Consider the following 19490-nt stretch of genomic DNA (forward strand, 5'->3'; position numbering starts at 1 on the left):
ACCCCGAGGAGCCACCCGCCATGTCCGTTCACCTGCCCGCTCCCCTGTCCCGGATCCTCACCGCCCTGTCCGCCGCCGTCTGCCTCTCGGCCGGTCTCGCCGCGGCGCCCGCGGCCGCCGAGCCCCGTCCCAGGACGCTCGGCGAACTGGCCGCGAAGCACCACAAGTACTTCGGCTCCGCCACCGACAACCCCGAGTTCACCGACGCCCCCTACCTGAAGCTCCTCGGCAGCGAATTCGGCCAGACCACCCCCGGCAACGCCATGAAGTGGTACGCCACCGAGCCCGAGCGCGGCGTCTTCGACTTCACCGACGCCGACAAGGTCGTCGCGTTCGCCAAGGCCCACCACCAGAAGGTCCGCGGCCACACCCTCGTCTGGCACAGCCAGCTCCCCGCCTGGCTCACCGAGGGCACCTGGAGCGCCGACGAACTGCGCTCCATCCTCAAGAACCACATCCAGACGGAGGTCCGGCACTTCAAGGGCCAGGTGATCCACTGGGACGTCGTCAACGAGGCCTTCAACGAGGACGGCACCTACCGCGAATCGCTCTTCTACAAGACGCTCGGCCCCGGCTACATCGCCGACGCCCTGCGCTGGGCCCACGAGGCCGACCGGCACGCCAAGCTCTACCTCAACGACTACAACGTCGACGGCATGGGCCCCAAGAGCGACGCCTACTACAAACTGATCAAGCAGCTGAAGGCCGAAGGGGTCCCGGTCGAGGGCTTCGGCATCCAGGGCCACCTGGCGCTCCACTACGGCTTCCCCGCCGACGTCCAGCGGAACATGCAGCGCTTCGCCGACCTCGGGGTCGACGTCGCGGTCACCGAGCTCGACATCCGGATGACCCTCCCCGCGACCCCCTCGATGCTCGCCACCCAGGCCACCTGGTACGCCGACTACGTCAGGGCCTGCCTGGCGGTCAGGAGGTGCGTCGGCGTCACCATCTGGGACTACACGGACAAGTACTCGTGGATCCCCTCCGTCTTCCCCGGCGAGGGCGCGGCGCTGCCCTACGACGAGAACCTGCTGCCCAAGCCCGCCTACCACGCGATCAGGAAGGTGCTGGGCGGATGATCAGGACGGCGATCGTCGGAACGGGCGGGATCGCGGGCATCTGCCACGTTCCGGCCCTCCGCGCGCAGGCGCACCGGGCCCGGATCGTGGCGGCCGTCGACGTGGACGCCGACCGCGCCGGGGAGTTCGCGGCCGAACACGGCGTCCCCGCGGTCTACACCGACCTGCGCACGATGCTCGAGGAGCAGAGGCCGGACCTCGTTCACCTGTGCACCCCTCCGTTCCTGCACGCCGAACAGGCCGTGGCCTGCCTGGAGTCGGGGGCGTGGGTGTGGTGCGAGAAGCCGGTGGCCCGGTCGCTGGCCGAGCTCGACCGGATCCGCCGCGCCGAAGGGCCCGCCTTCGCGGGCGCGGTGTTCCAGCACAGGTACGGCTCGGGGTCCCGGTACCTGCGCGACCGGATCACGGCCGGCACCCTGGGCCGTCCGCTCGTCGCGCAGTGCGTCACCGCGTGGTACCGCGACGACGCCTACTACGAGGTGCCCTGGCGCGGCACCTGGGAGAGCGAGGGCGGCGGCCCGACCCTGGGCCACGGCATCCACCAGATGGACCTGATGCTCGCGGTGCTCGGCGAATGGACCGAGGTACGGGCGATGGCCGGCCGCCTCGCGCGCGAGGTCCAGACCGAGGACGTGTCCGCGGCCCTGGTCCGGTTCGGCGACGGAGCCATCGCGACGGTCGTCAACAGCGTCCTTTCCCTCCGGGAGGAGAGCTACCTGCGCTTCGACCTCACCGACGCCACCGTCGAACTGCGGCACCTGTACGGCTACTCCAACGCGGACTGGACCTTCACCACCAGGTCGCCGGGCGGGAAGTGGGAGCCCCCCGACGACGTGCCCAGCTCGCACACCGCCCAGCTCGCGGCCTTTCTGGACGACTACGAGGCGGGGACCCGGCCCGACCTCGGCAGACCCACCATGGAACTGGTCACCGCCCTGTACAAGGCCGCGATCACCGGCCTGCCGGTCCGGCGCGGCGAGATCGACGTCGCCGACCCGTTCTACGGCTCGCTCGACGGCGGGCACCCGGAGGTGTTCCGGTGACGTTCGAACTCCTCGAGGACGAGGACTCGCTGACCGTCCGTGCCCGCGGCGTCGACCTCTTCCGGTACGTGCACCGGCCGGTCATGGACCCCTTCGAGGCGCCGAAGCCCTACCTGCACCCGGTGCGCACGCTCGCCGGGGACGTGGTCACCGGGTACCGGCCGCACGACCACCGCTGGCACAAGGGCATCCAGATCACCGCGTCGTGGCTGTCCGGGCAGAACTTCTGGGGCGGCGGCACCTACCTGCGCGGCCAGGGCTACGTGGACCTGCCGAACCTCGGCACGATGCGCAGCCTCACCGTGTCCGCCGCGACCGGCCACGGCCGCGCCGTGATCACCGAAGCCCTGGCCTGGCACACGATGGCGGGGGAGCACTGGATCGACGAACACCGCACGCTGACCGCGCACGGCCCCGGGGCCGACTACTGGACCCTGGACGTCACCACCTCGCTGACCAACGTCCACGACGGTGCTCTGACGTTCGGCAGCCCCGGCACGCAGGGCAGAGAACTCGCCGGGTACTCCGGCCTGTTCTGGCGCGGCCCGCGCGAGTTCACCGGCGGCGCGGTGACCGGCCCCGCGATGGGTGAGCGGGGCGACTGGCTGGCCTTCACCAGCGCGCACGACGAGGTCGACCGCTTCTCCACCCTCCTGTTCCTGGACGATCCCGACGCCCCCGGCCACTGGTTCGTCCGCACCGAACCCATCCCCGCCGTCAACCCGTCCCTGGCGTTCGAGGAGGAACTGCCACTGGCCCCCGGCGACACCCTGTCGCGCCGCTACCGGATCGTCGTCGCCGACGGCGCATGGACCGCCGGCCGCGTCTCCCGCCACCTCGCGGACCACCCGTGGTGAGCCCGTTCCCCGGGGGCGTGGGGATCTCCGGGCTCACCGTCTACGACTGGGAGGCCGCCGACGGGCTGTGCGGCGGCACGCCCCACATGCACCTCGTCTGCTCCGAGGCCTACGTCGTCATCGCCGGCGCGGGCAGCGTACAGACCCTCACCACCTCCGGTTTCGGCGAGACCCCGCTGCTCCCCGGCGACGTCGTCTGGTTCACCCCCGGCACGATCCACCGCCTCGTCAACGACGGAGACCTGCGCCTCGTCGTGCTCATGCAGAACGACGGACTGCCCGAGGCGGGCGACGCCGTCTTCACCTTCCCCGCTCCCGTGCTGGCCGATCCCCATGCCTACCGCAGGGCGGCCGGCCTGAGCGGCGACCGCTCGGCGGCAGCCCGTCGCCGCCGCGATCTGGCACTGGAGGGCTTCCTGGCCCTGCGCGAAGGCGGGCTGCGGGAGTTCCACAACGCGGCCCACCGGCTGAAGAGCGAGCTCCTGGACGCCTGGCGGATCCGCTGGCGCGACGGCGCCCTCGCCACGGCCGTCACGACCGGCCGTCAGCTGGAACGGCTGAAGGCCGGGGACCTCTCCCACCTCGACGACGGCGAAGTGTCACGGCTGGAGCGCCCGCGGCACCAGCGCTTCGGCATGTGCGGCCTCCTCCACACCTATCCCGTACCCGGCCCCTCGACGCGCCCGCCCCGCGGGCCGTCGGGATCACCCCACCCCCCGAAGGAGCCCTTCTGATGTGGTCCCGCCCACCGTCCCCGGTCCATCCGGCACGACGCCTGCTCGCCGTCCTCGCACCCCTGCTGCTCCTGGTCGCCTTCCTCGGTGCCCAGCCCGCCGCGGCGGCGTCGGTCGACCCCAACGCCTCGTACGTGCTGGTCAACCGCAAGAGCGGCAAGGCCCTGGACGTCTACAACCTGGCGACCGATGACGGCGCCCGCATCACCCAGTGGACCAGGAACGACCAGCTCCAGCAGCAGTGGCAGTTCGTCGACTCCGGCGGCGGCTACTACCGCATCAAGTCCCGCCACTCCGGCAAGGTGCTGGACGTCCAGAACGGGTCCACCGCGAACGGCGCCGCGATCGTCCAGTGGGCCGACGCGAACGGTACGAACCAGCAGTGGCGGCTGGCGGACAGCGCGGACGGCCACGTGAGGTTCATCGCGCGCCACAGCAACAAGGTCCTCGAAGTGCAGGGAGGCTCCACCGCCGACAACGCGAACGTCGTCCAGTACGACGACTGGGGCGGCACCAACCAGCAGTGGCAGCTCGTCCGGGTCGGCGCCGGCAACCCCGGCACGTGCGAACTCCCGTCGGCCTACCGCTGGACGTCGACGGGCCCGCTGGCGCAGCCGAAGCCCGGGTGGGCCTCGCTCAAGGACTTCACCGTCGCCCCCTACAACGGGCGGCAGCTCGTCTACGCGACGACCCACGACACCGGCAAGAGCTGGGGCTCGATGAACTTCAGCCCGTTCACCAACTGGTCGGAGATGGCCACGGCCGGCCAGAACGCCATGTCGGCGTCCACCGTCGCGCCCACGCTCTTCTACTTCGCGCCGAAGAACATCTGGGTGCTCACCTACCAGTGGGGCGGCGGGAGCGCCTTCTCCTACCGGACGTCGAACGATCCCACCAACCCCAATGGCTGGTCGCCGCAGCAGGTGCTCTTCTCCGGAAGCATCGCCGACTCCGGAACAGGACCGATCGACCAGACGATCATCGGTGACGGCACGAACATGTACCTGTTCTTCGCCGGTGACAACGGCAAGATCTACCGGGCCAGCATGCCGATCGGGAACTTCCCGGGCAGCTTCGGCTCGAACTCGACCGTGATCATGAGCGACACGACGAAGAACCTGTTCGAAGCCGTTCAGGTCTACAAGCTCCAGGGCCAGAACCGCTACCTCATGATCGTCGAGGCGGACGGCGCGCAGGGCCGCTACTTCCGCTCGTTCACGGCCACCAGCCTGGACGGCACGTGGACGCCCCAGGCCGGGAGCGAGAGCAGCCCCTTCGCCGGCAAGGCCAACAGCGGCGCCACCTGGACCAACGACATCAGCCATGGCGAGCTGATCCGCACCACCGCCGATCAGACCTTCACCGTCGACCCCTGCAACCTGCAGTTCCTCTACCAGGGCCGTGACCCCAAGGTCGGCGGCGACTACGGCCTGTGGCCCTACCGGCCGGGCCTGCTGACACTGCGTCGCTGACGACGTGACACGGGCCGGCTCCACCGTGGAGCCGGCCCGTGAACCCGCCCACGGCAGCGGTGTCGGTGTGCTGGGCTATTCTTCCCGCCACCGCACACCGACTGTAGGGACCACGAGAATTGACCGGCCTGCCCGCTTTCCCCCTGCCCTTCCAGACTTCCCGTTCCATAGCGTTCGCCAAGCCCCGCACACTGCGGGAACTCGGCATGATGGAGTGCAGCGCGCACATCCGGGCGAAGCCGGGCTGGTCCGACAAGATGGGCGATGACGGCATCGTCGCCAGGTGGACCCGAGAAGCGGTCGCCCAGGGCCTCACCGAAGCGCAGGTCCGCTACGTGCTGGACGAGCTCGTGCACTACGCCGCGCTGCGGGACGCCCGGACCGGCATCGAGGTGTCCGCCGTCGACGGGGTCTGGCAGTCGGACACGCTGGTCGACGAGGAGCTGAGGTCCCGGCTGCGCGAGGCGGTCCGGGTCCTGGAGGAGGTCCCCGAAGCGGAACGGGACTGGCACCCCGGATCCGACGGGCAGGTGCTGGACCTGGTGCACCCCTCGCTGTTCTGCCTGGTGCGCGGCGTGAGCGGGGCACCTGAGGAGGCGTGGCGGAATCCGGCGGACCGCTACTCGAAGTACGAGTTCTCGGAGAAGTTCCAGTGGCTCCCCACGGACGTCGACGTCAGTGACGACGGCGAGGTCACCTTCCTCTCGTACGTGAACAACGTCCACCCCGAGGCCCATCGCGAACTGGCCGCGGTGCTGCCTGACTTGTTCGCCCGCCTGCGCCCGCTGCTGGAGAACGTACTGACCGACCTGCGCCACCCGCGGCCCCTGCGGATCGAGACCGATCCATACGGGTGGTACGGCTCGAAGCCGGAGCGCCCGGACCGGTCCTCCTGCAGTGACGACGAGGCCTACGCCCACGCCCGCCGCGCATGGGAAGCGGCCCTGGACGAGTGGTGGGAGAACCGCCGGCCGGACGTCCCGGACGCCCCGGCCTTCACCCCGCCCGAGCCGCCCGGCGAAGCCGACCGCGTCGACCTGCGCGGCCGCCGTCTCCAGGTCATCGTCAAGCTCGCCACCGTTCACCTCACCCCGGAGAAGCCCGAGTACCCGGGCGGCTCCTGGCACGTCGAGGGGATGCTGAACGAGCGGATCGTCTCGACCGGCATCTATTACTGGGACAGCGAGAACATCACCGAAAGCCGGCTGGGCTTCCGGGCGGCACTCGACGACCCGGACTACGAACAGAACGACGACGACGGCCTGCGCGAGGTCTACGGCCTGGAGGACGAGGACGCGCTGAACCAGGTGCTGGGATCGGTCTCGACGCCGGCGGGGCGCTGCCTGGCGTTCCCGAACGTCCTCCAACACCGGGTCGGCTCGTTCCGCCTGACGGACCCCACCCGCCCGGGGCACCGCAAGATCCTGGCGTTCTTCCTGGTCGACCCCTCGCAGAGGATCGTCTCGACCTCGGACGTGCCTCCGCAGCAACCGTGGTCCGACACCTCCACCATGACGCTCGAGCAGGCCGAGGAGCACCGCGAGCAGCTCATGCGGGAGCGCAAGTTCTTCGTCGACGAACACAACGACCAGCTCTACGAACGGGAATTCTCCCTCTGCGAGCACTGAACCACCTCGCCACCCGTCCGCGGCCGGGCCCGGGCTTCCCTCCCGCACGGGCGCCCGGCGTGCCCGGCGCGGGCGGGCGGGGCACCCTGGAGGTATGGGCCGAGCCAACGACCGGGTCGAGGCGATGCTCCAGGAGTACGCCGACCTCATCGCCATCCGGGGCGGGGAGGCCTTCAAGGCCCGCGCCTACGAGAAGGCGGCCCGAGCCGTCGGCGGACACCCGCAGGACGTCTCGACCCTCGACGCGAAGGGCCTGCGCGAGATCCCGAACGTCGGCAGGTCCGTCGCCGACAAGATCCTGGAGTACCTGCGGACCGGCCGCATGACGGTCGTCGACGAGGCCCGGGCGTCCGTGCCGGCCGGAGTGCGCGAGCTCGTCGCGATTCCGGGGCTCGGACCCCGCCGGGCGATGCTCCTCTACGAGGAGCTCGGGATCACCTCCGTCGACCAGCTGGTCGAGGCCGTCCACCAGGAACGGCTGCGCGACCTGAAGGGCTTCGGGGAGCGGACCGAGGAGAAGATCCTGCACGGCGTCGCCCTCCTGAGGAAGGCCGGCGAGGGCCGGATCCTGATCAGCGCCGCGATGGACCTCGCCGAGCAGCTCGTCGCCGAGCTGTCGGACGTCCGCGGCTGCGTCCGGTGCACGTACGCCGGATCCCTGCGCCGCATGAAGGAGACCATCGGCGACATCGACATCCTGGTCGCGGCACGCCGGCCGGCCCCGTTCATGGACGCCCTCACCGCCCTCCCGGACACCGCCGAGATCATCGTGCGGGGGGACAAGAAGACCTCCGTACGGACCGCCGCCGGCGTCCAGGTGGACCTGCGGGTCCTGCCGCCGGCCTCCTGGGGCGCCGGGCTCCAGTACTTCACCGGGTCCAGGGCGCACAACATCCGCACCCGCGCGCTCGCCGTGCGCCAAGGCCTCAAGCTCTCCGAGTACGGCCTCTTCGACGCCGAGACCGGCGAGAGCGTCACCTACGGGACGGAGGAGGCGGTCTACGCCCGGCTCGGACTGCCCTGGATACCGCCGACGCTCCGCGAGGACCGCGGCGAGATCGCGGCCGGCCTGCGCGGCGAGCTGCCCGAACTCGTCACCGAGGAGGACATCCGCGGCGATCTGCACACGCACACCGACCTCACCGACGGGCTGGCCCCCCTGGAGGAGATGACCGCCGCCGCTGCCGCCCGCGGCTACGCGTACTACGCGGTGACCGACCACGCCCCGAACCTGTACATGCAGCGCATGACCAGCGAGAAGATCCTCGCCCAGCGGGAGCGGGTACGCGCGCTCGACGACGCGCACCGCACGATGCGGCTCCTGCACGGCACGGAACTCAACATCGGCCCCGACGGCGCCCTGGACTGGCCCGACGAGTTCCTCGCCGGCTTCGACATCTGCGTGGCCTCCGTCCACTCCCACTTCGACCAGAGCAGGGAGGACCTCACCCGCCGCCTCGTCCGCGCCTGCGAGAACCCGCACGTCGGCGTCATCGGGCACCCCACGACCCGGCGGATCGGCAGGCGCCCGCCCATCGACGCCGACTTTGACGAGGTCTTCAAGGCCTGCGCCCGGGCGGGCACGGCGCTGGAGATCAACGCGCATCCCGAGCGGCTCGACCTGTGCGACGAGGACGTCCTGCGCGCGAAGCGGTACGGCGTGAAGTTCGCCGTGAACTCCGACGCGCACGCCACCACCCATCTGCCCTACATGCGCTACGGGGTGGCCACGGCGCAGCGCGGCTGGCTCACGGCGGACGACGTCATCAACACCTGGCCCCTGGCCAAGCTGCGCCGGTTCCTCGGCAAGCCGGGGGGCCGTACGCGCTGACCGGGGCGCTACCGGGTGCTCAGTCGGGGGGTTCCGGCACCGGCTCCTCGGGGTTGCCGCCGGGGGGACCGGAGGGCCGCGACGGGGGCTCCGTCGGCTCCGTCGGCTCCGGCTCGCGGGGGACGGGCTGCGGTCCGGAGGGGACCGGCTCCGGGCCGTCCGGCGGGGGCGGGGTGGGACGGGTCACGGTGTTCACCTTTCTACCGGCGACGCCGGCCCGGGAATGGGGCGGGCGCGCGGGGGCAAGCGCTGCATGCGGTCGCCCGGCCCCCGGGCGCCGTTTGCCGGCCGTTCGATTCGGAGGTGGGTCATGGTTCCGCTCCTTCTGGTCCTGTTGCTGATTCTGCTGCTCCTCGGCGCGGGTTTCGCGGTGAAGGTCCTCTGGTGGGTCGCCATCGCGGTGCTCGTGCTGTGGCTGGTGGGGTTCGTCGCCCGGGGCAGCGGCGGGCGCTGGTACCGGTGGTAGCGCACCCCATGACACCGCCCGGGGGCCTGCCTGACCGGCGGGCCCCCGGGCGGTGCCCGCCGCCGTTCGGGTGACCCGGGGCCGGACGTCCCTAGGGGTGCAGGTGCCGGTCGAATTCCCGCAGGACGGCGCCGCAGAAGGCCTCCAGGTCGTCCGGTTTGCGGCTGGTGACCAGCGTCGACGGCGCCGCGCGGCAGACCCGCACCTCCTCGTCCACCCAGCTGCCGCCGGCGTTGCGGACGTCGGTGGCCAGGCTCGGCCACGAGGTCAGGGTCCGGCCGCGTACGACGTCGGCCTCCACCAGCATCCAGGGGGCGTGGCAGATCGCGGCGACCGGCTTGCCCGCGGTGAAGAAGCTGCGGACGAAGCCGACGGCCCGCTCGTCGGTCCGCAGGGCGTCGGGGTTGGCGACCCCGCCGGGCAGCACGAGCGCGTCGAAGGCCTCGGACGTGTCCCCGGCGAGGACGTGGTCGACGGTGAAGCGGCCCGCCTTGTCGAAGTGGTCGAACGCCTGCACCTGGCCGGCCTCGGTCGACACCAGCTGGGGATTCCAGCCGGCCCCCTCGACGGCCTTCCACGGCGCGGTCAGTTCCACTTCCTCGACGCCTTCGGGCGCGGTCAGAAAGGCGATGCGCACCGAATCCACCTCCTTCGGCTCGTACGGATTGCGCGTACGCCCCGCCCCTGCCCGGACACGCGCCGCCCAAGCACCCGCGTTCGCGGGACGGCGGCGGAGGATGGGCGACGAAGAACCCCACCCGCCGCCAGGCGCGGCCCCACTCCCGGGAGACACCGTGACGGACCCCCATCCCCGACCCGATCCCGCCCCCGGCCTCGGCGCCTTCGCCGAAGCGGTGGACGGCACGATGTACGTCGTCACGGCCGCCTCGGGCGGGCGGCGGGCCGGCTGCCTGGTCGGCTTCGCCTCGCAGTGCTCGATCGAACCGCCGCGCTTCACGGTGTGGCTGTCCACCGCGAACCACACCTACGACGTCGCCCGCACGGCCCGGCACCTCACCGTGCACGTGCTGGGCCGTGAGCAGCGGGCCCTGGCGGAACTGTTCGGCGGGCAGACGGGCGACGGCGTCGACAAGTTCGCCCGCACCGCCTGGCGGCCCGGCCGGGACGGCAGCCCCGTGCTGTCGGACGTACGCGTCTGGTTCACCGGCCTGGTCGAAGAGACCGTCGCGGTGGGCGGCGACCACGTCGGCTTCGTGCTGTCCCCGGTAGACCGGAGCGGCGGATCCGCCGGCTCCGGGCCGCTGCGCTTCGGCGCGGTCCGCGACGTGGAGGCCGGCCACCCGGCCTGACCGGCCCGGCCCGGCCGACCGCCGAATGCGGCACCGGGGGTTTCAACCGCCCGCGAGTGAGCACCTGCCACACGACGCAGACCCCGACAAAAGGAGGCACGGCCATGGCCGCCGAAGCGAAGGAACAGGACGTCGTCGAGCTGATCCTCCAGGACCACCGGACCATGGAAGAGCTGTTCCGGCAGATGCGGAGCGTCGAGGCGGACCGAGCGGGCGCGCTCGCGAAGTTCTCGGCGCTGCTCATCGCCCACGGCGAGGCGGAGGAAGCCGAAGTCTACGGCGCCCTCAAGCGCTTCAAGAACGTGGACGACGACGAGGTCGAGCACGGAGTGGAGGAGCACGACGAGGGCAACCAGGCGCTGCTCGCGCTGCTGGAGGCGGACGACATCGGCTCCGAGGACTGGGACTCCAAGCTGGAGGACCTGGTCAAGGCCGTCTCCCACCACCTGGACGAGGAGGAGCGGACGATCCTCAACGGCGCCCGGGAGAACGTCCCGGACGAGCGCCGGGCGGAGCTCGGCGCCGCGTTCCTGAAGGAACGCCAGAGGCTGCTGGAGTCCGACTGCGGCAGCGTCGAGAACGTACGCGCCGTCGTCAACCGGTGAGCGCCTGCGACCGGGCCGTCAGCGGATTGTGGTCCGCCGGCACCCGCTCCGCCAGGGGCGGCGGCCCCGGCGGGGTGCCGTCGCCGAAGGGCCGGCCGCCCAGGCGGGCCCGGTCGTGCGGGGCCAGCCACGCCTCGGCCCGGGGTCCGGCCGGCACGGTGCCGGTGGGGTTGATGTCGGAGTGCACCAGGTAGTAGTGCCGTTTGATGTGGTCGAAGTCGACGGTGTCGCCGAAGCCGGGCGTCTGGAACAGGTCCCGCGCGTACTCCCAGAGCACCGGCATCTCGGCGAGCTTGTTCCGGTTGCACTTGAAGTGGCCGTGGTAGACCGCGTCGAAGCGCACGAGCGTGGTGAACAGCCGTACGTCCGCCTCGGTGATGGTGTCCCCGACCAGGTAGCGGGAGCTCGCGAGCCGGTCGGACAGCCGGTCGAGCCGGTCGAACAGCTGCTCGTACGCCTCCTCGTACTTCTCCTGGGTCCCGGCGAAACCGGCCCGGTAGACGCCGTTGTTCACGTCCCGGTAGACCACCTCGTTCACCGCGTCGATCTCCGGCCGCAGCCGCGGCGGGTACAGCTCGGGCGCGCCCGGACGGTGGTGGGTGGTCCACTCCAGCGACAGGTCGATCGTGACCCGCGCGAAGTCGTTGGTCACCACCGCGCCGGTCGGGACGTCGACGATCGCGGGGACCGTGATGCCGCGGTCGTAGCCGGGGTCGCGGGCCAGATAGGCCTCCTTGAGGCGTTCGATGCCGAGCACCGGGTCCCGGCCGCCCGGATCGAGGTCGAAGGTCCAGCTGCCCTCGTCGTGCACCGGGCCGGCGACGGCCATCGGCAGGGCGCTCTCCAGACCGAGCAGCCGCCGTACGACCACCGCCCGGCTCGCCCACGGACAGGCCCGGCTCACCACCAGCCGGTAGCGCCCCGGCTCCACGGGGAAGCCCTCGCGCCCGTCGGCGGTGATCCGCGTCCCGATGTACCGGCTGTCGCGGGTGTACTCCTTGCCGGGATTCACGTAGCTCACTCCGTGCGCCTACCCGCGCGGTGCCGTGGTGAACGCGGGCGACCCTCCCGCCCGGGCCGGGGCGCGGCCCCCGGGTGCGGCGGGCGGGTTTGGCCGGCGGGTGCCGGGGCAGGGGCACGGCGCCGACCGGCTGAGACGGCCGGCGCCCGCATCGGCCCGGAGGAGGCAGAGGTGTCCGCGAAGCAGGAGCGACGACTGGTCCTGGTACGGCACGCCAAGGCAGTGCCCAAGGGCGGCATCGAGGACGTCGACCGGCCGCTGGCCGACCGGGGACGCGGGGACGCGGAGGCGATGGGACACCGGCTGGGCGGGTCCCGGCTCGGGGTGGACCTGGCACTGTGCTCCCCGGCCGCGCGCACCCGGCAGACGTGGCAGCTGATGCGGCCCTCGCTGTCGGACCAGCCGCCGGTCGTGTACGAGAACAGGCTTTACAACGCGGAGATGGACACCCTGCTCGCCGCCGTGACCGCGACGGACGACGGCGTGTCCGGACTCCTGCTGGTGGGCCACAACCCCGGCATCCACGAACTGGCCGCCGCCCTCCCCGGCGACGGCCCGGAGGAACTCCTGCGGCGGATCCGTGCGTCGATGCCGACCTGCGCCGTCGCCGTCCTGGAGTTCTCCGGCGACTGGGCGGACCTCGCCCCCGGCACCGGCCGGCTGGCCACCCTCCTGGCCCCCGGCGACTGACCCGCGCGACCGATCCGCTCGGCCTCCGCGACCCGTCCGTCCGGCCCCTGCGACCGATCCGTCCGGCCCCTGCGACCGACCCGTCCGGCTCCGGCGGCTGATCGGCCGGGTGTCAGGGCCGGGCGGCCGTGGTCCGCGCCGCCCCCGGGGCGAACACCTCGGCGGCACGCTCCCCGCGCAGGGTCTCCAGGATCCGCAGCTGACGCTCCGCCCGCCGCAGGAGCTCGTGGAGGCGTACGCCGTCGATCCGGCCGTCGGCGGCCGCCACGGCGCGCAGCGAGCGCCACATGCACGCGTTGCCCTCGACGGCCAGGCGCATCGCCTCCAGCTCCAGCACGTCGCTGAGCGGTGAGCGGGTGAACAGGCGCCCGTTGAGCTTGAGCCGCCCCATCCTCTCGGCGATCCGCCCCAGGGCGGCGCGCCCCCGCTTTTCCGGAACGTCCAGGGCGGCCATGACGCGGCGCAGGCTCTCCCGGTCCTGCGCGGCCTCCTGCGCCAGCGCGGCCAGCGGCGGTCCCAGGGCCGTGCCGCGACGGGCTCCGGCCGCGCGGCGCAGCAGCTCCACGCCCGAGGTCGCCGCGGTGAGGTGGTCGTTGAGGTAGACCCGCAGCAGGTCCCGGCCGGGGCGGGCGGAGGAGGGCCGCCTGGTCATCCGGGTTCCTCCCGGCAGGGGGCGGTGCCGGTCATCGGCTCGCCCCCCGCGCGGCGACCGGGGCCCAGCGCGGCGCGCCCCGGTGCGAACCGTCGGGGCTCCCGTCCGCGGAGGCGTGGGGGGAGAGGTGGTACACCGAGAAGGCCTGGCCGATGACGGGCATGGCCACGTTGCGGACCTGGATCCCGCCCGCCGTCATGCCGTGCTCGGTGCCGAGGTGGGCGTGGCCGTGCACGGCGAGGTCGGCGCCCTCCTCGTCCATCGCCTCGGCGAGGAGGTAACTGCCGAGGAAGGGGTAGATCTCCCGGGGTTCGCCCGCCAGGGTGTCCGGCACGGGGGAGTAGTGGGTGAGCGCGATGCGCACGGCGCTGCCGGCCTCGCGCAGTTCGCGCAGGGCCCGTCCGAGGGATTCCGCGCTGGCGCGGGTGGAGCGGAGGAAGGACTTCATCTCCGGTTCGCCGAACTCGCTGGCGCTGCGCCCGGCGAAGCCGCCGCAGAAGCCCTTGGTCCCGGCGATCCCCACCGGGGTGCCGCCGATGTCGAGGAGGACGCCGTCGCCCTCCAGTACGTACAGCCCCGCCGAGCGGAGCTCCTCCGCGACGGCCTCCTGCCGGTCGCTCTGGTAGTCGTGGTTGCCGAGCACCGCGACCACGGGCACCGGCAGCCCGGCCGCCTCGGCGGCCACCACCCGTGCCTCGTCGAGGGTGCCGTGCCGGGTCAGATCACCCGCGAGGAGCAGCAGGTCCGCGCACTCGCCCAGGGTGTCGAAGGCGGGCCGCAGCAGTCCGGCGCTGCCCGGTCCGAGGTGGATGTCGCCGACGGCCGCGACGCGGATCATGACAGCTCCTCGGCGTGGTCGGGCGGGCGGGCGCGGCTCAAGGTGATGTCGTCGTACCAGTCGAGCCCGGACAGCTCCTCACCGGCGATCCGCAGGACGGCCGCCTTGCGCTCCTCGTCGCCGACGCAGCCCCGGACGACCGCACGGCCGCCGTGCAGCTCGACGCGCACGCCCAGCTCGGCGAGCTCGTCACCGGCCAGCCGCTCGCGCAGGTGCTCGATGCGGTACTCGATGATGCGGGTGGCGCTCATGCACTTCCTCCCGTCGGTCCTTCTCCCGTGGCGTCCGCTCGGTCGATGACGCGGAGCCTTTCGAGCAGGTGGAAGAACGCGTCGGGCAGCGGGGCCGCCCGGTGGTCGCGCTCCAGCCGGCCCCAGTCGATCTGCTCCCGGAGCATGCGGGCCATGGGCAGCAGGTCGCCGAAGTCGCAGTAGTGCTCGCACAGCGCGGCGAGCCGGCTGTCCATGAGGTCGGTGGGGGAGAGGACCGGCATCCACACCGAGTCCACCGCCTTGACGCTCGCCCGCTCCAGCAGCTCCGTGCTGACCGGACGCCGGGCCAGTTCGAAGATCAGGTCGATCTCCTCCCCGCCCGAGCGGCCCTTGACCAGCCAGTCCTCCGGCGCGCGGCGCATGGTGATGCCGCCGTCCTCCAGGGCCTTCACGGCCTGGTCGGCGTCCTCAGGCCGTACGCAGAAGTCCGTGTCGTGCTGGAAGCGCGCCGGGAGCCCGTGGGCGAAGGCGGCCACGCTGCCGGCGAGGGCGAAGGGCGGCCCGGCGCGCTTGAGCAGGGCCGCCACCCGCTTGGTGGTCTCCAGGATCGCCTGGGTGTGGTCCTTGGGCAGTGGCCCCTCGGCCGGCGCGGGAGGGCGCAGGCTCTCGGGCGGGGCGACGCCTCCGAGGGAGGAGGTCCGAGCGGCCATGGGGCGCCTCCCTGGTTCCGCCTGCGCGGTGTCACGGTCGGGCATGGATGCCGCCTAACCGGTTCGGGCCCCGTCGAAACCCCCCGGGCGCCAGGAGTGCGGAGGGGGCCCGCGGGTAGGCGCCCGGCATGCCTCCATTGATCGACAGCACGGTCCCCCTGCTGGCCCAGGGCTACGCCTGGGCCCCCGACCTGCGGCGCCGCCACGGCGACCCGCCCGCCGTCCGGACCCGGCTGATGGGCCGGCCCGTGCTGCTGCTGCACGGCCCGGCCGCCGTGGAGTTCTTCTACGACGAGCGGCACGTACTGCGTCACGGAGCCCTCCCCGGCCCCGTGCTCGACACCCTGTTCGGGCGAGGCGCGGTCCACACCCTGGACGGGGACACCCACCGCGTCCGCAAGGCCATGTTCGTGTCGCTGCTGATGCGGGACGGCGCGGTGGACGAGCTCGCCGCACTCGTACGCCGGCACTGGGCGGCCGCCGTCGACGGCTGGCGGGGCCGGCCGGCCGTCCTCTTCGACGAGGCGGCCGTGGTGCTCGCCCGGGCCGCCTGCGACTGGACGGGCCTGGCGGTCCCCGAGGACGCCGCCCGCGAGATCTCCGAGGACTGCGTGGCCATGGTCGACGGCTTCGCGACCCCCGGACCGCGCCACTGGCGGGGCCGCCGGGCCCGGGCCCGCCAGGAGGAGTCCCTGGCGCGCACCATCGACGAACTCCGCGGCGGAGTGACCCGCCTCCACCAGGCGCTGCCCCCGGGGAACGGCGACACCGCGCTGGAGACGGTCGCCCGGCACCGCGACGCGGACGGACGTCTGCTCGACTCCCGCACGGCGGCCGTGGAACTGCTCAACGTCATCCGCCCCACCGTCGCCGTCGCCTGGATGGTGGCCTTCGCCGCGCACGCCCTGCACCGACGGCCCCGCCTCGCCGACGGACTGCGGGCGGACGACGGGGCGTACGCCAGGGCCTTCGCCCACGAGGTGCGCCGCTTCTACCCCTTCGTGCCCTTCGTCGGCGGTCTCGCCGCCCGCGACCTGCGCTTCGGCCGGGAGGCGGTGCCCGAGGGCACCCTCGTGCTCCTCGACGTGTACGGCCACCACCACGACCCGGAGCTGTGGCCCGACCCCTACCGCTTCGATCCGCTCCGCTTCCTCGGCCGGGAGCCCGGCCCCGGCGAGATCATCCCCCAGGGCGGCGGCGACGCCCGCACCGGCCACCGCTGCCCCGGCGAGGACATCACCGTCGGTCTGCTCGCGGAGTTCGCCTCCGCCCTGGCAGGCCTGGACACCGACATCCCCGAGCAGGACTTGAGGATCCCGCTCCACCGCATCCCGACCCGGCCGCGCAGCGGTTTCACCGTGGCGGTCCCGTCCCGGCAGAGGAGTCACCATGCCCCGCGGTTCCAGTCCCAAGCGTGAACGGCAGTACGAGCACATCAAGGAGAGCGCGGAAGAGCGCGGCGAGAGCCCCGAGCGGGCCAAGGAGATCGCCGCGCGCACCGTGAACAAGGAACGGGCCCGCGCGGGCGAGTCCAAGACGGCGAGCCGGACCTCGCTCGAGGACATCTCCTCCTCCCGGCGCGGCGGGCTGCGCTCCCACAGCGGGGCGCAGGGGCCGACGTACGACCAGCTCTACGAGGAGGCCAAGCGCCGCAACGTGCACGGCCGTTCCTCCATGGACAAGGCCGAACTCAAGCGGGAGCTGGGCTACTGACCGCCGAACCCCGGGAGGCCGGCATGAACCGGGCCGCGCTGTTCGACGTCGACGGCACCCTCGCCGACACCAACCACCTCCACGTCACCTGCTGGTGGGAGGCGCTGCGGCAGGCGGGCCACGACGTCGCGATGCACGACATCCACCGCGCGATCGGCCTCCCCGGCGAGGACCTGATCGCGCGGCTGCTGGGCGAGGACCGCGACAAGGGCCAGGACGAGGCGCTGTCCGCCGCGCACGAGACCCTCTACGGCACCTACTTCGACCGGCTGCCCCCGCTGGACTCGGCGGCCCGGCTGCTGCGCGAGCTTGACCGCCGGGGCTGGCGGGTGGTGCTCGTCACCTCCGCCAAGGACACCGAACTGGAGGCACTGCTCAGAGCCGTCGACGCCGACGACGCCATCACCGCGACGGCCAGTTCCGACGACGTCGACGAGGGCAAACCCGCCCCCGACCCGGTGCACCACGCCCTCCGCCTCGCGGACGCCCCCGCCCGCGGCTCCGTCCTCGTCGGCGACACGGTGTGGGACATGCGGGCCGGCACCCGGGCCGACGTCGCCTGCGTCGGGCTGCTGTGCGGGGGCATCCCCCGGGCCGACCTGGAGGAGGCCGGCGCCCGCGCCGTGTACCAGCACCCCGCCGACCTGCTCGCCCACCTCGACCGGAGTCCCTTCGCACAAGAGGAGGCGGTCCGATGACCGGGATCCGAGTGGTGGTCACGGGAGCCACCGGAAACGTCGGCACCAGCGTGGTGCGGGCCTTGGCAGACGACCCCGCCGTGGAGTCCGTACTGGGCCTGGCCCGCCGGCTGCCCCACTGGCAGCCGCCGAAGACGCGGTGGGAGGCCGCGGACGTCGAGCCCGGCGGAACCCCCCTCGAACCGCTCTTCGACGGCGCGGACGCGGTCGTGCACCTCGCCTGGAAGTTCCAGCCCACCCACGACCCCGCCGAGACCTGGCGCACCAACGTCCTGGGCGGCATGCGCGTCTTCGACGCCGTCGCCGCCGCTGGCGTCCCCGCTCTTGTTCACGCCTCCTCGGTGGGGGCGTACTCGCCCGGCCCGAAGGACCGCGCGGTGGACGAGTCCTGGCCCACGCACGGCTGGCCGCAGGCCGCGTACACGCGCGAGAAGGCCTACCTGGAACGGGTCCTGGACGCCTACGAGGCCGCCCACCCCGGCGTCCGCGTGGTGCGGATGCGGCCCGCCTTCCTCTTCAAGCGCGAATCCGCCTCCGAACAGCGCCGCATCTTCGCGGGCCGGCTGCTGCCCGGCCGCCTGGTGCGGCCCGGGCTGGTGCCCGCCGTGCCCGGCCTGCCCGGGCTGCGCTTCCAGGCCATGCACACCGACGACGCCGCCGCCGCTTACCGCGCGGCCGTCCTGCTCCCGGTGCGCGGGGCGTTCAACCTGGCCGCCGACCCGCCGGTGGACGCCGCCGTCCTCGGCCGGATCCTCGGCGCCCGGAGCCTGCCGGTGCCCGTCGCTCCGGTGCGCGCGGCGCTCGCGGCGGCCTGGTGGCTGCGCCTCGTACCGGCCTCCCCCGACCTGTTCGACGCCGTCCTGCGGTTGCCCCTGATGGACACCGCGCGGGCCCGCGAGGAGCTGTCGTGGGAGCCGCGTCACACCTCGGTGGAGGCCGTCAGGGAGTTCCTCGACGGCCTGCGGGGCGGTGAGGGCATGGACACCGCCCCGCTCGCACCCGACCGGCTCAGGGCTTCAGCAGCGTCTTGATCATGCCGTCCTCCCGGGCCTGGAACATCGCGTCGGCCCGGGGGGCCTCCTCCAGCCCCATCGTGTGCGTGGCGAAGCCCTCCCCCCGAGCGGGTCCGAGTGGTCCAGCAGCGGCAGGGTGTCGTCCACCCCGGGCCCGCTCCAGCCGCGCCGGCACGAGGTCGACGCCGATCACCAGCCCTGCGCCCCGGCGCAGGGCGACCCGGGCGGCCATCTGCCCGAAAGGGATCTGATAAGGGGAGCAAGGGTGTGCAACAGACAATCGGCGCCTTACCGAGCCCTTCGTGAGTATTCGCCCGCCGCTAGGGCAGGTGCCCCACGGATCCGGGGACCCAGGAGGTGAGCGGAATGCCGGGCAGCGCCCTGATCGTCATCGACATGATCAACACCTATGAGTACGCCGACGCCGAGCGGCTGCTGCCCTCCGCGCGCCGCGCCCTGCCCGGCATCGGAACCCTCCTCCGCCGCGCCCGTGAGCGGGAGGTCCCGGTGATCTACGTGAACGACAACTTCGGATTGTGGCGCTCCCACCACGGGGAGATCCTGGAGACGGCCCTCGCCGGGCCGCACGCCGACCTCGTCGAGCCGGTCCGGCCCGACGAGGACTCCCTCTTCGTCGTCAAGGCGCGCCACTCGGTCTTCTACGAGACCCCGCTCGCGTACCTCCTCGGCCGGCTGGGCGTCGGCCGGCTGGTGCTGTGCGGCCAGGTGACCGAGCAGTGCGTCCTCTACTCCGCGCTTGACGCCCACATCCGCCACCTGGAGGTGACCGTCGTCCGCGACGCCGTGGCCCACATCCACGAGGAGCTGGCGGACGCGGCACTGCGCATGATGGAGACGAACATGGACGCGGAGGTCCGCGACGCCGCGGACGTGTCCTTCTGACCGGGCCCGGCATGG

At 72.7% G+C, this 19490-nt stretch carries 24 protein-coding genes; 16 read left to right on the forward strand and 8 right to left on the reverse strand.

Annotation, left to right across the window (positions count from 1 at the left end; all coding sequences use genetic code 11):
- Positions 1-20: 20 nt before the first annotated feature.
- From ACFY7H_RS01470 to polX, 7 genes are all read left to right on the forward strand, one after another.
- Positions 21-1079 carry an endo-1,4-beta-xylanase gene (locus tag ACFY7H_RS01470; protein WP_388931418.1) on the forward strand — a complete coding sequence of 353 codons (1059 nt, stop codon included), beginning with the start codon at positions 21-23 and terminating at the stop codon, positions 1077-1079.
- Positions 1076-2122, forward strand: coding sequence for a Gfo/Idh/MocA family protein (locus tag ACFY7H_RS01475; protein ID WP_388931421.1), 1047 nt, complete (start codon positions 1076-1078; stop codon positions 2120-2122). Before ACFY7H_RS01470 ends, ACFY7H_RS01475 begins: the two co-directional genes overlap by 4 nt.
- Entirely contained in the window at positions 2119-2979 is an 861-nt protein-coding gene (locus ACFY7H_RS01480) for a PmoA family protein (protein ID WP_388931423.1), read from the forward strand. The genes ACFY7H_RS01475 and ACFY7H_RS01480 overlap by 4 nt, the downstream gene beginning before the upstream one ends.
- The gene (locus tag ACFY7H_RS01485) at positions 2931-3713 is read left to right on the forward strand and encodes a cupin domain-containing protein (protein ID WP_388931425.1); all 783 of its coding nucleotides are present in this window, start codon (positions 2931-2933) and stop codon (positions 3711-3713) included. The genes ACFY7H_RS01480 and ACFY7H_RS01485 overlap by 49 nt, the downstream gene beginning before the upstream one ends.
- Complete coding sequence (locus ACFY7H_RS01490; RefSeq protein WP_388931428.1) at positions 3713-5185, forward strand: non-reducing end alpha-L-arabinofuranosidase family hydrolase; 1473 nt, start codon at positions 3713-3715, stop codon at positions 5183-5185. Before ACFY7H_RS01485 ends, ACFY7H_RS01490 begins: the two co-directional genes overlap by 1 nt.
- A 119-nt stretch (positions 5186-5304) precedes the next feature.
- Positions 5305-6813 (forward strand): DUF4246 domain-containing protein, encoded by a 1509-nt coding sequence (locus ACFY7H_RS01495; protein WP_388931430.1) that lies wholly within the window; start codon positions 5305-5307, stop codon positions 6811-6813.
- 94 nt (positions 6814-6907) lie between these two features.
- On the forward strand, positions 6908-8644 hold the full coding sequence (gene polX, locus ACFY7H_RS01500; RefSeq protein ID WP_388931433.1) for a DNA polymerase/3'-5' exonuclease PolX: 1737 nt from the start codon (positions 6908-6910) through the stop codon (positions 8642-8644).
- A 19-nt stretch (positions 8645-8663) separates the two neighbouring features.
- Here polX and ACFY7H_RS01505 read toward each other — a convergent pair whose 3' ends face one another.
- A complete protein-coding gene (locus tag ACFY7H_RS01505; RefSeq protein ID WP_388931435.1) occupies positions 8664-8831 on the reverse strand; it encodes a hypothetical protein in 168 nt (55 codons plus the stop codon).
- A 123-nt stretch (positions 8832-8954) separates the two neighbouring features.
- Here ACFY7H_RS01505 and ACFY7H_RS01510 point away from each other — a divergent pair, with 123 nt between their 5' ends.
- Entirely contained in the window at positions 8955-9110 is a 156-nt protein-coding gene (locus tag ACFY7H_RS01510; RefSeq protein WP_388931438.1) for a hydrophobic protein, read from the forward strand.
- 91 nt (positions 9111-9201) lie between these two features.
- On the opposite strand, the gene ACFY7H_RS01515 is transcribed toward ACFY7H_RS01510, so the two are convergent.
- A complete protein-coding gene (locus ACFY7H_RS01515; RefSeq protein WP_388931440.1) occupies positions 9202-9747 on the reverse strand; it encodes a type 1 glutamine amidotransferase domain-containing protein in 546 nt (181 codons plus the stop codon).
- 229 nt (positions 9748-9976) lie between these two features.
- Between ACFY7H_RS01515 and ACFY7H_RS01520 the strand changes: the two genes are divergently transcribed.
- Together ACFY7H_RS01520 and ACFY7H_RS01525 are read left to right on the forward strand one after the other, a co-directional pair.
- Complete coding sequence (locus ACFY7H_RS01520) at positions 9977-10420, forward strand: flavin reductase family protein (protein ID WP_388932237.1); 444 nt, start codon at positions 9977-9979, stop codon at positions 10418-10420.
- 104 nt (positions 10421-10524) lie between these two features.
- Positions 10525-11025, forward strand: a complete 501-nt coding sequence (locus ACFY7H_RS01525) for a hemerythrin domain-containing protein (protein ID WP_388931443.1) — start codon at positions 10525-10527, stop codon at positions 11023-11025.
- Here ACFY7H_RS01525 and ACFY7H_RS01530 read toward each other — a convergent pair.
- A complete protein-coding gene (locus ACFY7H_RS01530; protein WP_388931446.1) occupies positions 11015-12046 on the reverse strand; it encodes a glutathione S-transferase family protein in 1032 nt (343 codons plus the stop codon). The genes ACFY7H_RS01525 and ACFY7H_RS01530 overlap by 11 nt on opposite strands.
- A 171-nt stretch (positions 12047-12217) precedes the next feature.
- Here ACFY7H_RS01530 and ACFY7H_RS01535 point away from each other — a divergent pair, with 171 nt between their 5' ends.
- Positions 12218-12736: a SixA phosphatase family protein gene (locus tag ACFY7H_RS01535; protein ID WP_388931448.1), complete on the forward strand. Its 519-nt coding sequence runs from the start codon at positions 12218-12220 to the stop codon at positions 12734-12736.
- A gap of 112 nt (positions 12737-12848) precedes the next feature.
- Here the strand turns inward: ACFY7H_RS01535 and ACFY7H_RS01540 are convergent, their stop codons facing one another.
- The 4 genes from ACFY7H_RS01540 to ACFY7H_RS01555 are packed head-to-tail and all read right to left on the reverse strand — an operon-like array spanning position 12849 to position 15148.
- Positions 12849-13388, reverse strand: a complete 540-nt coding sequence (locus ACFY7H_RS01540; RefSeq protein ID WP_388931450.1) for a hypothetical protein — start codon at positions 13386-13388, stop codon at positions 12849-12851.
- Between the two features lie 31 nt (positions 13389-13419).
- Positions 13420-14226, reverse strand: coding sequence for a metallophosphoesterase (locus tag ACFY7H_RS01545; RefSeq protein ID WP_388931453.1), 807 nt, complete (start codon positions 14224-14226; stop codon positions 13420-13422).
- Positions 14223-14477 (reverse strand): hypothetical protein, encoded by a 255-nt coding sequence (locus ACFY7H_RS01550; RefSeq protein ID WP_388931455.1) that lies wholly within the window; start codon positions 14475-14477, stop codon positions 14223-14225. The genes ACFY7H_RS01545 and ACFY7H_RS01550 overlap by 4 nt, the downstream gene beginning before the upstream one ends.
- Positions 14474-15148, reverse strand: a complete 675-nt coding sequence (locus ACFY7H_RS01555) for a nucleotidyltransferase family protein (RefSeq protein ID WP_388931457.1) — start codon at positions 15146-15148, stop codon at positions 14474-14476. The genes ACFY7H_RS01550 and ACFY7H_RS01555 overlap by 4 nt, the downstream gene beginning before the upstream one ends.
- A 128-nt stretch (positions 15149-15276) precedes the next feature.
- Here ACFY7H_RS01555 and ACFY7H_RS01560 point away from each other — a divergent pair, with 128 nt between their 5' ends.
- The 4 genes from ACFY7H_RS01560 to ACFY7H_RS01575 are packed head-to-tail and all read left to right on the forward strand — an operon-like array spanning position 15277 to position 18590.
- On the forward strand, positions 15277-16566 hold the full coding sequence (locus tag ACFY7H_RS01560) for a cytochrome P450 (RefSeq protein ID WP_388931459.1): 1290 nt from the start codon (positions 15277-15279) through the stop codon (positions 16564-16566).
- Positions 16538-16861, forward strand: a complete 324-nt coding sequence (locus ACFY7H_RS01565) for a plasmid stabilization protein (RefSeq protein WP_388931463.1) — start codon at positions 16538-16540, stop codon at positions 16859-16861. Before ACFY7H_RS01560 ends, ACFY7H_RS01565 begins: the two co-directional genes overlap by 29 nt.
- Positions 16862-16884: 23 nt before the next feature.
- Positions 16885-17559 (forward strand): HAD family hydrolase, encoded by a 675-nt coding sequence (locus ACFY7H_RS01570; protein WP_388931466.1) that lies wholly within the window; start codon positions 16885-16887, stop codon positions 17557-17559.
- A complete protein-coding gene (locus ACFY7H_RS01575) occupies positions 17556-18590 on the forward strand; it encodes an NAD-dependent epimerase/dehydratase family protein (protein WP_388931469.1) in 1035 nt (344 codons plus the stop codon). The genes ACFY7H_RS01570 and ACFY7H_RS01575 overlap by 4 nt, the downstream gene beginning before the upstream one ends.
- Here ACFY7H_RS01575 and ACFY7H_RS01580 read toward each other — a convergent pair.
- On the reverse strand, positions 18568-18804 hold the full coding sequence (locus ACFY7H_RS01580; protein ID WP_388931471.1) for a hypothetical protein: 237 nt from the start codon (positions 18802-18804) through the stop codon (positions 18568-18570). The genes ACFY7H_RS01575 and ACFY7H_RS01580 overlap by 23 nt on opposite strands.
- Before the next feature lie 134 nt (positions 18805-18938).
- On the opposite strand from ACFY7H_RS01580, the gene ACFY7H_RS01585 reads away from it, so the two are divergent.
- Complete coding sequence (locus ACFY7H_RS01585; RefSeq protein WP_388931473.1) at positions 18939-19475, forward strand: isochorismatase family cysteine hydrolase; 537 nt, start codon at positions 18939-18941, stop codon at positions 19473-19475.
- Positions 19476-19490 lie beyond the last annotated feature (15 nt).

Origin of the sequence: Streptomyces sp. NPDC012794 (genome assembly GCF_042901085.1) — a bacterium.
Taxonomy (GTDB): Bacteria; Actinomycetota; Actinomycetes; order Streptomycetales; family Streptomycetaceae; genus Streptomyces.

Excerpts from the sequence above, each read along its gene's own strand:
- ACFY7H_RS01540 (WP_388931450.1), bottom strand. The coding sequence starts at position 13,388 with ATGACCAGGCGGCCCTCCTCCGCCCGCCCCGGCCGGGACCTGCTGCGG.
- ACFY7H_RS01545 (WP_388931453.1), bottom strand. The coding sequence starts at position 14,226 with ATGATCCGCGTCGCGGCCGTCGGCGACATCCACCTCGGACCGGGCAGC.
- ACFY7H_RS01475 (WP_388931421.1), top strand. The coding sequence starts at position 1,076 with ATGATCAGGACGGCGATCGTCGGAACGGGCGGGATCGCGGGCATCTGC.
- ACFY7H_RS01560 (WP_388931459.1), top strand. The coding sequence starts at position 15,277 with ATGCCTCCATTGATCGACAGCACGGTCCCCCTGCTGGCCCAGGGCTAC.
- ACFY7H_RS01520 (WP_388932237.1), top strand. The coding sequence starts at position 9,977 with ATGTACGTCGTCACGGCCGCCTCGGGCGGGCGGCGGGCCGGCTGCCTG.
- ACFY7H_RS01470 (WP_388931418.1), top strand. The coding sequence starts at position 21 with ATGTCCGTTCACCTGCCCGCTCCCCTGTCCCGGATCCTCACCGCCCTG.
- ACFY7H_RS01550 (WP_388931455.1), bottom strand. The coding sequence starts at position 14,477 with ATGAGCGCCACCCGCATCATCGAGTACCGCATCGAGCACCTGCGCGAG.
- ACFY7H_RS01490 (WP_388931428.1), top strand. The coding sequence starts at position 3,713 with ATGTGGTCCCGCCCACCGTCCCCGGTCCATCCGGCACGACGCCTGCTC.
- polX (WP_388931433.1), top strand. The coding sequence starts at position 6,908 with ATGGGCCGAGCCAACGACCGGGTCGAGGCGATGCTCCAGGAGTACGCC.
- ACFY7H_RS01575 (WP_388931469.1), top strand. The coding sequence starts at position 17,556 with ATGACCGGGATCCGAGTGGTGGTCACGGGAGCCACCGGAAACGTCGGC.
- ACFY7H_RS01585 (WP_388931473.1), top strand. The coding sequence starts at position 18,939 with ATGCCGGGCAGCGCCCTGATCGTCATCGACATGATCAACACCTATGAG.
- ACFY7H_RS01485 (WP_388931425.1), top strand. The coding sequence starts at position 2,931 with ATGGACCGCCGGCCGCGTCTCCCGCCACCTCGCGGACCACCCGTGGTG.
- ACFY7H_RS01570 (WP_388931466.1), top strand. The coding sequence starts at position 16,885 with ATGAACCGGGCCGCGCTGTTCGACGTCGACGGCACCCTCGCCGACACC.
- ACFY7H_RS01510 (WP_388931438.1), top strand. The coding sequence starts at position 8,955 with ATGGTTCCGCTCCTTCTGGTCCTGTTGCTGATTCTGCTGCTCCTCGGC.
- ACFY7H_RS01525 (WP_388931443.1), top strand. The coding sequence starts at position 10,525 with ATGGCCGCCGAAGCGAAGGAACAGGACGTCGTCGAGCTGATCCTCCAG.
- ACFY7H_RS01555 (WP_388931457.1), bottom strand. The coding sequence starts at position 15,148 with ATGGCCGCTCGGACCTCCTCCCTCGGAGGCGTCGCCCCGCCCGAGAGC.
- ACFY7H_RS01580 (WP_388931471.1), bottom strand. The coding sequence starts at position 18,804 with ATGGCCGCCCGGGTCGCCCTGCGCCGGGGCGCAGGGCTGGTGATCGGC.
- ACFY7H_RS01565 (WP_388931463.1), top strand. The coding sequence starts at position 16,538 with ATGCCCCGCGGTTCCAGTCCCAAGCGTGAACGGCAGTACGAGCACATC.